This window comes from Neorhizobium sp. S3-V5DH (assembly GCF_004343065.1).
Taxonomy (GTDB): domain Bacteria; phylum Pseudomonadota; class Alphaproteobacteria; order Rhizobiales; family Rhizobiaceae; genus Neorhizobium; species Neorhizobium huautlense.
Genome location: NZ_SMCL01000024.1, coordinates 76,400 through 87,920 on the forward strand (window position 1 = coordinate 76,400; position 11,521 = coordinate 87,920).

Below are 11,521 nucleotides of genomic sequence, written 5' to 3' on the forward strand. Positions count from 1 at the left end.
TCGTGGGGGCTGGCTGAGGATGGTCAGGAGGATGAGGGTGATGATGAGGGCGGCGATCATGCCTGAGCCTCGCGCTTCTGGCGGAACATGGCCTTGCGGCGTTCCTTGCGACCGAAGTAGCCGTTGACCTTGAGGCCTTCGATCAATGCGCGGCGAACCTCATAGCGCTCGGTCTTGGTCAGGGAGGCCAGATCGAAGCTCGGGCCGTTGGTGACGGACAGGCTGTTCTGAGCTGCGCCGAACCGGAGTGTGATGCCTTGGTTCATACTTGGGTAAATCCTTTGGCTGTTTCGTTGGTAATCGCTAGTGTGGTCCCTATTGTTTGCACATTGGCAAACGATTAGGCGAAGAAGAACCTGCTCTCCTTGATCTGCTCCAAGTTCAGGTCCCCTTCCGGGGGTAACTCGGGAAGCTCATCAGCCACGCTGGGGCATTGTGCCGCCACCTGATCCCTGAAGGAGACCAGAGGGCGATTTCGGTACATGTCCACGAAGACCTCGCGCAGGATGTCCCTGAGGGTGGTCGTGTCACAGGCATGGGTTCCATAGCTGTCGTGGATCATCGCCAGACTGGTGATGCCCCTCAGGAAGGCTTTGGCAGCAGTCAGGATCATGGCCGAGGCATCCATCGAGTGGGTGTAGTTCGGGCTGACCGACGTTGACTGCTTGGAGTTGTTGATCGTGTCGGCCTCATCGTAAGCCGTGAGCTTGATGATGGTGCCGTTGATCCGGGTCTTGATCCGACGCAGGGTAAGATCGGGATAGAGTTGGTAAGCCACGAAGCCAGAGGGCGTCTGCCAGTAGAGCGGAGAATTGGCCTTGGCAGTCAGCCTCGCGACCTTCTGCAGCCAGCCCATGGCGTCCCTTGCGGCGACAACCACGTCTCCGATGCCCTCCCACACAAGCTTCGAGAGCCAAGCGATTGCCCGGGGCAGCTCGTCCCCGAGGTTCGGGTCTTTACCAGCCGCGATCTTCTCCTTGACCGCCTCCTCGACGTACTTGAGGCAGGAGCGTGGGGTGCCACCATATGGTAGGACCATGACAGGACGCTTGGTGATCTTGCGGTCCATACCGAAGTTCAGCCAACTGTGAGCCCACCGCTGCATCTCTGCCTCAGTCGGCCCCTTCTTCTTCTCGTGGGTCTCCTCAGGCTCGAACATCTCAGCCACGTCAGCCAGCCCATCACTTGCAGAAGTGCAAGCAATTAGACGCAGTTTCTCCATGACACGGTCTGCCACCGCTTGGTAAATGTCTTGCGGCTTGTCCGATGGGATCAGGTTGACGGCTGCGCCGCCGATGCTGTCCCTGAGCATGGCCGAGAAGTGCTGGAGCCCGTTGCAAGAACCATCCATAGCGATTGGTAGATGGCTGACGAAATCGCAGTTGTTCTCTGAGGCATAGAGAGCGGTCCACTCGAAGCAGAACGCGAGGAAGCACCAAGGGCTGTCGGCCTCGGTCCACCACATGTCAGCAAGGGGGTCGATCCCGACGCTGTAGACGCGCTCGGAGTTCTCCTCGACCCACTGCACTCGGTCTTCGAAAGAAACCTTATCCACCCCAAATGTGTTGGCCCCATGAACGGCCAGCCAATACCGCCCATCAGTGCCGAGTGGCTTGCCCACGGCGAACCGCAGCAACCCCTTCACAAGGTCTGACCCCTGGGGATGCAGGACAAGTGGCACAGGATAGGCACGACCCCGGAAGTCCAGATTGTGCGGGAAATAAATAGCCGGTTCCTCTCGGAAGCGTCGACACATCGTCAGCAGGGCGTGTTGGCTTAGCCGGTCCTGTCGACGGTGGTAGTTGGCGGTGTGAGCGTCCCGCGCTGCCCATTTCCATTTCTGTCTGGCCTCTTCGTTGGTGTCGATGTCGTATGGCTTCGGCGGAAGCGGTATGTCGGTCAGTGGAACAACCCCGGCCACGTCAGATCCGGCCTTGAGCAGAGCCTCGTAAACGTCGAGAACCCCCCGGTTGATCTGCCAAGGCGTCTGCTGGATGGCGTTGAGCCCGAGGAAGACGTTGGTCAGGTCCGTGGATGCGAGCATGTCGAGGTGAACCCGGCGAGCCTTGCGGACCAGAGAAACCGGGCGCACAGCGTCGGAGTGGTAGCCACCGCCCACGATCCCGGTCCAGTTCTTAGGCGGGATGATGGTTGGCATGTAGTAGGGGTTCAGCAGCTCACCCCGGAGGAGGCTTGAGTTGACCCAGTCAGAGGCCTTGGCGGTCAGGAAGACCTGATGCTGGTCCTTGTATTGACCTCCAAAGCCGGTCTGGTTCAGGGCGAACTCGATCAGGCCCGTGGCATCAGCCACCAGCTCGACCATCTTAGAACCGAGGAGGACACTGTCGTTCCTACCCCAGCGTTCCCACGGGATGTTGTACTTGCCCATGGCATAGATCAGGACCTTGCGGCGGTGGGCTTCATTCGCCCCGTCCTCGGTCAGGCTCTTGTCCAGACGGGCGAACATGCCCGGGTTCAGGACTGCGAAGCGCTCGAACCTTGCCTCGTTCTCCAGCGCGTTAGCCACGTTCATGGATAGGCCGGTGAGATTGGTGATCGACTTCGACATGAGCCGACCGAGGATTGCTTTCAGTGAAATGTAGGCGACTGCGTCTGGGTCCATGTCTCGGACCAGTCTAGCCGCCACAGCCTTTGGGCCAGGGCGACCAGAGTAGACTTCGTCGATGAAGATCTGCAGTGTGTCAGAGACGGCAGCCACGGCCTTCTTGATGAGGAATTGCCCGGGTTGGGTCTCGCCTCCCCTATCCTGCTCGATCTCACGGGCAGAACGGGCTTGATACCGGGCAGCACCAAGGTTGGACATATCGATCTCCAGCTCAATCTGACGCTGGAAGACATCTGGATGAATGGTCACGCGGCCCCCATAGATAGGCATTGCACGGCCTCCAGTGGCCGATGACCTTGGAGAACCGCTGCTGCATTGTCGGTTGGATGATCAGGTGTTGTGGGTATCGGCCCTGCTTCATGAGCCATTGGGCGCAGCCGTGTTCGGCCTGTGTGGAGACTCGGACATGGAAGCCCGAGGTCCTTATTTTGTCGGGAGACCCGAGCGCGAACTTGCGCTCAGGGCTCAGGTCTTTCCAATTGTCGGCGCAGAAGCGACACAGCTCGTCGAACTCCCCATCTGAGAGGAGGCTCTCGTCGAGACCGTAGTAGGCCATGGATGCCATGACGACCCGCCGAGCAGCGAGGTCGAGGGCGATCATTACGCCGGGACTTCGACCATGGTAGTCACCACGCCGCTGACGACAGTCAGCTTGAGGATCGTGTCCCAATCAGTGGGATAGGTGACGGTGACCGGAGTGCTTTGGATCGAGGCTTTGAACTTATCCGCGATCTTCCGCTGGCCGGGGGCGTTGGGGTGAAGACCATCAGCCATTAGATCAGTCGCCGGGTTGATCACCGAGAAGATATCCACAAGCGATACCTTGAAGCCATCAGCCTTGAACTCGTTCACGATGGAAGAGATCAGAGTGTTGTAAGCCGTGACCATGGCCTCCGTTGCGCCGAAGGTAGTGTACCCAGCAGCCGCCCACTTCGATAGGTTCGAGACGTGGGTCATCGGGCCGACCGGCTGATCGCTGCCTCGGATATCGTCGAGGTAGAAATATTCGCCACTGCTCGTGACCCGAACCTCGACCGAATGCTGACCGGGGGTTGTCGCGAAGCGGGCCAGAGCCGGGGCATAGACCTGACCGTTCTCAGTGGTCGAGCCAGCAGTTCCATTCGCAGAGAGCGTCCCTGCCTTCACACCGTCGATGTAAACGTCAGCCGATGACTGGCAGTCGGTGTGGTTCTGGATGATGTAGCCGACATAGATTTCGCTACCGGAGACAGTGGCCGCAGCTTTGGCACCTTGTGCATTGGTGACGACGCCGAAGGTGTTGACTTGGGTGTTGGACCATGCGCCGGTCTTGACCATAGCCGCGTCCCGGCCCTTGACCCGGTTCGGCATGATGGCATCTGCGATCAGGCGACGGAGGAAGGCCGCGAAGTAGCCACGCTTGGTGGCGTTATCCTTGTAGACGCGGACATCGTTGGTGCCGACCAGTATAGCCACAGTATCACCCGCAGCGCGAGCCACGGCCTGAGCCTTGTAGGACTGATCACCAGCCTGATCGCCGTTCTTTGCGCGGTTGACGATGGTCGTATACCCAAGCTCCGAGGAGACTAGGGCTGGCCAACGCTGCGAGACTGGGAGGGAGTAGCCGGAAGAGGTTGCATCGGAGCTGAAGCTGTCGCCGCTAATATCAATTTTGGACATGCGTAGGGTAAGCCTTTCAATGCTTTGGATGTATTATCGATGGTGGGTTTGGTCAACTGGGGGTTGGTAAGATCACCACCCCAAATCTTCATGGGGGAGATATACCTGTACCTGCTTCCTGATCTCGTTCAGCGGTTCCTTGACCATGGTGTTGACCGAGGCGCGGAAGAAGTAGCGCCAGCCGTGGCCGGTCGCCGGGATCGCCCTGTGGTAGTCCCGAGCTGAGAACTTGTAGAGCGCCCCGCTTTCAGCCGTGGTGACATACTCAGAGCGGTCGGCCCCAAGTTCCACCAGATCGCTGAGGTAGGTGTTGATCTCTTCGGAGTGTTCGCCCCAGAGGTTCTTGCCCGGGCTAGCCACCTTCTGTAGGAGCTCGGTGATCAGGCTACCGTGGTTCAGGAACTCGGTCATGGACCCGGTCCCGCAGTCGACCACCAGCAGGTAGTGACGGATGCCTGGGATAGCCGGATGGTCCAACACGGGCTGACCGTCTTCCCCTCTCGGGATCGCATCGCAGTGCCACCCACCGATGGCTGGTATCCAACCGGGCTTGAGCATGTGGACGCGGGTGTCGATCACGACATTGCCCCGGTCGAGGCTGATCTCCCCGGCATTCAGCAGGAAGGTTGTCGCCTCAAGCGTCAGGGGGCCTCCCTCTTGGAGGGCGAACTGCGGGGACGCGGAGAAGAGCATCGGCTCATCCTTGAGCAGCTCCACAGGCGCGACAAAGGGTTGCTCATTCAAGCGTGAAAGCATGGGCATTTCCTCGGATTGTCTCGGGATTGTCACAAAATCGATTGTCACCAACATTTCCTTGCACGGGTGCAAACGATTGGTGAAAAGAAAAATCCCTGTTCTGCAACAGGGACTTAGGGGGACAATGGAGGGTCATTTGCAGGGGTGCAAGTTCTGAGAACAGAACCTAAATCTGGCGTGTCTACCAATTTCACCATACCCGCGCCCCAACCGCGTCGAAAATCCTCGTGGCCTGAGGCCTTCCGGAGCGCGCGTCTCTATATCACCCGTTTCAGCACACGCAAAGGGAAAATGACGGTTTTTTGGCACTTCCGCAAAAGCCCGAAAAACCCGCCTGCCGGGCCCTGCAATCCTGCCGCCAAGGATGCTTAACTTTTTATTAAATTCTAATGTGTATATTGGAACCAACTAGGAAGAAGGCATGCATGAATTGCATGTCATCCATTCCCATATTGCACTGCACAATAAGCGTGTGGCTTCGTAATATGGAGATACGGCGATTGATTGGAACATTTTCCTGATCTCTCCGGTTCGAACGGTCTGGCACCCGTTCAGAAATGAAGTGCCCTCGGGATTTGATCCCGCGATGAAAATTCGGGCGACGCACTCCTCCTCCCAGCGTAAGCCCGATGGGACTGGCGATCCTCCTCCTCCCAAATCGCCGGTCGTTACAAATGACGCCCACCGGACCTCCTCCCCCGGTGGGCGTTATTTTTTTGCGCCGCAAAAGGAGGATTTCCCCGATGGGCATGCAAAAATGCCCATTGTATACCCAGTCATCATCATGGTTAATCGTTTCGTAATGCGTCAATTGCATAGGTGGCATACCGAATAGGCGCTGTTACTTTTTGCGACGCAACATATATTAGCGGTCATGAGATTGAAGTCAGCGCCGAAGGGGCTGCTGGCAAGGGCCTTGAAAGGGACACGACCATGAACATCGCACAGAAACTCAGCAGCTGGCGCAAGTATCGCGAAACCGTCAACGAACTCGGCCGCATGAGCGACCGCGAACTCAACGACCTCGGCATCGGCCGCGCAGACATCCGCCGCGTTGCACGGACCGCAGTCGGCTTCTAAGCCGATCACGACGGTATTGATGACTTTCAAAAGCGCTTCCCTCTGGGAGGCGCTTTTCTTTTTGTGCCTTCCCTTTGCATCCGTGCCGGTTTTTCAGGCTCAGCCCTAAAATTCACCAACCTCCTGCACATTTGCATGGCAGTCGCATATTTTTTGCACTGCACTTTTTTATTATGCGGTTGTATAAGACTGACATCGCTGATGACGACAGAGCATCAGGACAAATCTTGAGGAAACGACCATGAACCCGATCCGCATCGCTAAGAACTGGATCAGCTACCGCCGCACGATGAACGAGCTTGGCAATCTTTCCAACCAGGCGCTCAACGACATCGGTCTGACCCGTTACGATATCCGTAACATCGCATCGCGCTCCTTCCGCTAATCCGCCCGCTGGTGGATTGCGCCGCGCGACGCCGCAGCGGCGACAAGCCAATAGCAGGCCAGGCAGGCACATCCAAGGACGTATCAAAGGCACCTGATCGGGTGCCTTTTTGATTCCGGCCCATTTTTGATTTGGGTTGGGCAAACGGCGTGATAATGAGCCGGTCATGACGAATAGCTCCCTCTCCCCCATCCATGTCATCGGCGGCGGTCTGGCCGGATCGGAAGCCTCCTGGCAGATCGCCCAGGCCGGGGTGCCGGTGATTCTCCATGAAATGCGCGGCGTGCGCGGCACCGACGCCCATAAGACCGATGGTCTGGCCGAACTGGTATGCTCGAATTCCTTCCGCTCCGACGATGCGACGGCCAACGCGGTCGGCGTCATCCACGCGGAAATGCGGCTTGCCAATTCCCTGATCATCGCCTCGGCTGACAGGAACCAGGTACCTGCCGGCGGCGCGCTCGCCGTCGACCGCGACGGCTTTTCCGAAGCGGTTACCGAGGCGATCGAAAAGCATCCGCTGATTACCGTGGTGCGCGAGGAAATCCAGGGTCTGCCGCCCAAGGAATGGGATCTGGCGATCATCGCCACCGGCCCTCTCACCTCGCCGGCGCTCGCCGCGGCCATTCAGGCGGAGACGGGTGAAGATTCGCTCGCCTTTTTCGACGCCATCGCCCCGATCGTGCATCGCGATTCGATCGACATGGACATCTGCTGGTATCAGTCGCGTTACGACAAGGTCGGCCCTGGCGGTACCGGCAAGGACTATATCAATTGCCCGTTGGATGAAGCGCAGTACAACGCCTTCGTCGACGCCCTCATCGCCGGCGATACGGTCGGTTTCAAGGAATGGGAAGGTACGCCCTATTTCGACGGCTGCCTGCCGATCGAGGTGATGGCGGAGCGCGGCCGTGAAACGTTGCGCCACGGACCGATGAAGCCGATGGGGCTAACCAATGCCCACAATCCGACTGTCAAGGCCTATGCGGTCGTGCAGCTTCGGCAGGACAATGCACTCGGCACGCTCTACAACATGGTGGGCTTCCAGACGAAGCTCAAATACGGCGCGCAGGCGGAGATCTTCCGGATGATCCCGGGGCTGCAGAATGCGGAATTTGCCCGCCTCGGAGGTCTGCACCGCAATACCTATATCCACTCGCCGGTCCTCCTGGACAGGACGCTGACGCTGAAAAGCCGGCCCGGCCTGCGTTTCGCAGGTCAGATCACCGGCTGCGAAGGATATGTGGAAAGCGCCGCGATCGGCCTTCTGGCCGGCCGTTTCGCCGCCGCCGAACGAAAGGGCGAACCGCTGGTCGCCCCGCCGGCAACGACCGCCTTCGGTTCGCTGCTCGGTCATATCACCGGCGGCCATCTCGTTTCGGAAGACGAGCCGGGAAAACGCTCCTTCCAGCCGATGAACGTCAATTTCGGGCTGTTTCCGGAGTTGGAGCCTGGCTCGATCGTCAAGCCGGAAGGCGTCAAGCGTTTTCGCGGCAAGGACAAGACGGTCATGAAACGGCAGTTGCTGGCGGCGCGGGCGCTGCAGGACTGCTCTATTTGGCTCGGTCGGGACTGATGCCGTCTCCGGACGCGTCCGGATCGGCTGGCGCTTCCACCGTTTCCCCGGCCCCAAGGCCAGGGATGTTGACATAGTTGTCGAGCAGCCAGAGCGAGACTTCAGCGGCTTCCTTTTCCGTCGAGAAGACGAAGGTGCCGTTCTGGGTCGGCGCATCGAGGAATTCGGCGCTGAATCCTTTCGCGTTCGGCAGAGGGAAGATCCGCACGCGGCCCGGAGCGATCAGGTGGCAGGCGTAGTGGTTGCCGCGACTGCGCATGAAACCAGCTTTGCTACCGTAGAGCCGGACAAAGATTGCGCCCGCGTCCGCGGTGACATGCAGGCTGCGGATTGCTTCATTGGGGAAGGCGCGACCGAATTCCAGGATGGCGAGACCGGTATCGTGACGGCTTCCCTCCTGGTCCTTGCCGATCAATCGGGTCACGTAATAGGCGAGCGCCATCAGAAGCGCAAAGATGATCAACCAGACAATGACGGGACTCACGCCGCTTCTCCTTTGATGCGCCGGCCTATGCCCTGGTCGCTTTAAACGACGAGCCTTGTGCGAATTTAGCGTCCGATCAAAACCGGCGGGTGATGCCCGCCTTCAGCAGCCTGAGTTGACGCCGCCATTGCGGCGATTGCAGGGAAATATCGAGCGCAGCGACGCCCGCCCGAGCCGCGCGGCGCAGGACCGATTCAGCTAGCGCTACCGGCAGGAAGGCCGGGAAGACGGAGGCGGGAATCGGCCCGGCTTTTCGTGCCTTGGCGAGATGCTCGAGGCCAAGGCCGGCGAAGGCATCGATGGCGGCGGATATGCGTGTCTTGTCCTCACCGCTCAGGAATGTATCTCGGTCGAGCCCGGTGGCAGCCAAAATGTCGACCGGCAGATAGAGCTGATGGCGATGTCGGTGCACCGGCAAGAGCAACAGGAAGCCTGCGATCGCCTGCGCTACGCCGGCATGACCGGCCGCATCGGCAGATTGGCTGGCATCGTCGGCCGAGAGGATCAGACTCGCAAGCTGGATCAGCGCAGAGGCTGTCTCTCCCGCATAGCCTTCCAGCGCGTTCCGGTCGGCGATCGGATCGTCATATAGGTCGAATATCCGCGCCTCGACCATGTCTATGAGCGTCTGCCGGGGCAGGCGATACGTCTCTATGGCCGTGATCAGGCCGGCGGCGATGGGATTACCGCCGCTGTCGCCATGCGCATTGCCTTCCAAGAGATCACGCCACCATTGCAGGCGGATTTCGCCGGGCAGCGGTTCGCGCACTACGTCGCGCACGCGGGCAATCTCGGCATTGAAGGCATAGAGCGCGGCAAGCGCACCGCGCTTGTCCCCTGGCGAGAGAAGGCAGGCAAGGTAACGGTCACGGTCCGTTTCCCTCAGCATCGATAGACACAGATCGCGGGTTTCTTTTGGGGAATCGCTCATATCAGACAGCAATCAGGGCGGCCGCAACGGCCCGCGATTCGGCCAGCATGATATTGAAGGTCCGAACCGCCGCGCCCGTGCTCATCGGATCGGAGGCGATGCCCTTCGCTTTGAGTGCTGCCTTCAAGCTGGCGGGAAGCGGCTTCAAGTTCGCACCCGTACCGACCAGCACCACTTCGATGCCTTCCGCCTCGGCGAGCACCCTGGCGAAGGCCTCGACCGTCAGCGGATCGCCTTCCTGCATATCCCAGCCGTGGATTCCGGACGGAAGGCAGAGCAAGGAGCCGCGATGCGACATGTCGGCAAAACGGAAGCCGCCGTTGCCATAGGCATCGATCGGAGCGCGGCCCGGAAAATGGGCTTCGCGGATTTCGATGCCTTTCGCCATAGTGCGCACATACCTTAAAAAGTTTCGGGCCGGACGATCCGGCCCGCGCAATTTCTACAAGCTCGTTTGATGCGTGCCCGCCTCAATCAGGCTTCTGTCTTCACCGGCTCGCCCTTGACCCGGACTTCAGCGATATAGGCCCGCATGGCGCGTATCTTCACGCCTTCGGCAATTTCAACTTCCACTTCGGAATCGTCGATGACCTTGCTCACCTTGCCAGTGATGCCGCCGCCGAGAACGACCTGATCACCGCGGCGGATCGCCGACAGCGTCTCCTGGCGCTTCTTCTGAGCTGTCCGCTGCGGGCGGATCAGAAAGAAATACCAGACCACCATCAAAGGGGCGAAAAGGAACAGCATTTCGAGGCCGGAGCCAAATGCGGAGGCTCCGGGTGCGGCGCCTTCGGCCTGGGCGAATGCTTCGGTAATGAACATCGAGAACTCCTAAGATTACCGGAGACCCAAGCCCCCGTTACAAGCCGCCGGAATATAGTTGTGATGGGCGGGAATGCAACAGAAACAGGTTGTGAACAGTACTGAATCCACTACTCGCAGCCTTTTGACGCATCAATGGCCATGGTACCGCAGCAACCGGAGCATCGAAGCCGTCTGAACGACCGGAGGAACACGATGAGCGATGACATCAACACCCTTATCCTGGCTGAAGTTCGCAGGCTCGCGGATGCCCTGGAGCGTCTCGCCGGACCGGCTCCGGCCATCAACGACTGGAATGCCGCCGACTGCTTCGTCTGGGTGCCGACCAACCGGCGCCTTTCGCCGGTGGCGCGTCCCAACCGCGTTGCCTTGAAGCTGATCCGCGGCGTCGATCATGTCCGCGACATCCTGCATGAAAACACCCAACGTTTTGCCGAGGGTTTTCCGGCCAACAACGTGCTTCTCTGGGGCGCACGCGGGATGGGAAAATCCTCCCTGGTTAAGGCTGTTCATGAGGACGTTCGCTCGGCGGCGGGCATCCCCCTGAAGCTCGTCGAGGTGCATCGGGAGGATGTTTCATCATTGCCCGACCTTCTCGACATTCTCAAAATCTCCGGCCATCGGGTCATCATCTTCTGCGACGATCTTTCCTTCGACCACGACGACACGGCCTACAAGTCTCTGAAGGCCGCGTTGGATGGCGGAATCGAGGGGCGTCCCGACAACGTGCTCTTCTACGCGACCTCAAACCGCCGCCACCTGCTGCCGCGCAACATGATAGAGAACGAACAGTCGACAGCCATCAATCCTTCCGAGGCGGTCGAGGAAAAGGTATCGCTCTCCGATCGTTTCGGCCTGTGGCTCGGCTTCCATAAATGCAGCCAGGACGACTATCTGACGATGATCGACGGCTATGCGGATCATTTCGACCTCGGCCTCGAGCGGGAGATATTACACGCGCAAGCGCTCGAATGGGCAACGACGCGCGGGGGACGCTCCGGACGAGTCGCATGGCAATATATCCAGGACCTCGCCGGCCGGCTGCGCAAACCGATCAACCGCGACTGAAAACCCGGCTGTTGCGGCACCATTGCCGACGGAAATCGCCAATCGGGATAGGGGGGAGCCTATTGGCTCCGCCCCTCCCACACCACCCGGCATGCGGGTCCGCACCGGGCGGTTGGAGCAGTTGAGGTCGTCAG

12 protein-coding genes are annotated in these 11,521 nt (G+C 59.5%); 4 read left to right on the forward strand and 8 right to left on the reverse strand.

The features are described from left to right. Positions 1-56: 56 nt before the first annotated feature. From EDE09_RS24090 to EDE09_RS24105, 4 genes are all read right to left on the reverse strand, one after another. Positions 57-266: a hypothetical protein gene (locus tag EDE09_RS24090; RefSeq protein WP_132413147.1), complete on the reverse strand. Its 210-nt coding sequence runs from the start codon at positions 264-266 to the stop codon at positions 57-59. A 74-nt stretch (positions 267-340) separates the two neighbouring features. Continuing rightward, positions 341-2,896: a DNA-directed RNA polymerase gene (locus EDE09_RS24095; protein ID WP_132413149.1), complete on the reverse strand. Its 2,556-nt coding sequence runs from the start codon at positions 2,894-2,896 to the stop codon at positions 341-343. Between the two features lie 330 nt (positions 2,897-3,226). Next, positions 3,227-4,285, reverse strand: coding sequence for an SGNH/GDSL hydrolase family protein (locus EDE09_RS24100; RefSeq protein WP_132413151.1), 1,059 nt, complete (start codon positions 4,283-4,285; stop codon positions 3,227-3,229). Positions 4,286-4,357: 72 nt separating this feature from the next. Further along, positions 4,358-5,089 carry a hypothetical protein gene (locus tag EDE09_RS24105; RefSeq protein WP_132413153.1) on the reverse strand — a complete coding sequence of 244 codons (732 nt, stop codon included), beginning with the start codon at positions 5,087-5,089 and terminating at the stop codon, positions 4,358-4,360. Positions 5,090-5,974: 885 nt separating this feature from the next. Between EDE09_RS24105 and EDE09_RS24110 the strand changes: the two genes are divergently transcribed. The 3 genes from EDE09_RS24110 (at position 5,975) to trmFO (ending at position 8,082) form a co-directional block, all read left to right on the forward strand. Next, positions 5,975-6,121, forward strand: a complete 147-nt coding sequence (locus EDE09_RS24110; RefSeq protein ID WP_105372448.1) for a DUF1127 domain-containing protein — start codon at positions 5,975-5,977, stop codon at positions 6,119-6,121. A 241-nt stretch (positions 6,122-6,362) separates the two neighbouring features. Next, positions 6,363-6,506 carry a DUF1127 domain-containing protein gene (locus EDE09_RS24115; protein WP_105372447.1) on the forward strand — a complete coding sequence of 48 codons (144 nt, stop codon included), beginning with the start codon at positions 6,363-6,365 and terminating at the stop codon, positions 6,504-6,506. Between the two features lie 166 nt (positions 6,507-6,672). Next, entirely contained in the window at positions 6,673-8,082 is a 1,410-nt protein-coding gene (trmFO, locus tag EDE09_RS24120) for a methylenetetrahydrofolate--tRNA-(uracil(54)-C(5))-methyltransferase (FADH(2)-oxidizing) TrmFO (protein ID WP_112800250.1), read from the forward strand. On the opposite strand, the gene EDE09_RS24125 is transcribed toward trmFO, so the two are convergent. The 4 genes from EDE09_RS24125 to yajC all read right to left on the reverse strand — a co-directional run bounded on the left by EDE09_RS24125 (position 8,060) and on the right by yajC (position 10,319). After that, on the reverse strand, positions 8,060-8,524 hold the full coding sequence (locus tag EDE09_RS24125) for a hypothetical protein (protein ID WP_245422894.1): 465 nt from the start codon (positions 8,522-8,524) through the stop codon (positions 8,060-8,062). The two genes, trmFO and EDE09_RS24125, sit on opposite strands and share 23 nt — an antisense overlap. Before the next feature lie 118 nt (positions 8,525-8,642). Further along, entirely contained in the window at positions 8,643-9,497 is an 855-nt protein-coding gene (locus EDE09_RS24130) for a phytoene/squalene synthase family protein (protein WP_112800248.1), read from the reverse strand. A 1-nt stretch (position 9,498) separates the two neighbouring features. Then, positions 9,499-9,885 (reverse strand): Mth938-like domain-containing protein, encoded by a 387-nt coding sequence (locus EDE09_RS24135; protein ID WP_112800246.1) that lies wholly within the window; start codon positions 9,883-9,885, stop codon positions 9,499-9,501. A gap of 86 nt (positions 9,886-9,971) precedes the next feature. Beyond that, positions 9,972-10,319, reverse strand: a complete 348-nt coding sequence (gene yajC, locus EDE09_RS24140; protein ID WP_105372443.1) for a preprotein translocase subunit YajC — start codon at positions 10,317-10,319, stop codon at positions 9,972-9,974. Positions 10,320-10,514: 195 nt separating this feature from the next. On the opposite strand from yajC, the gene EDE09_RS24145 reads away from it, so the two are divergent. After that, positions 10,515-11,387 (forward strand): ATP-binding protein, encoded by an 873-nt coding sequence (locus tag EDE09_RS24145; protein ID WP_105372442.1) that lies wholly within the window; start codon positions 10,515-10,517, stop codon positions 11,385-11,387. The last annotated feature ends 134 nt before the right edge of the window (positions 11,388-11,521 follow it).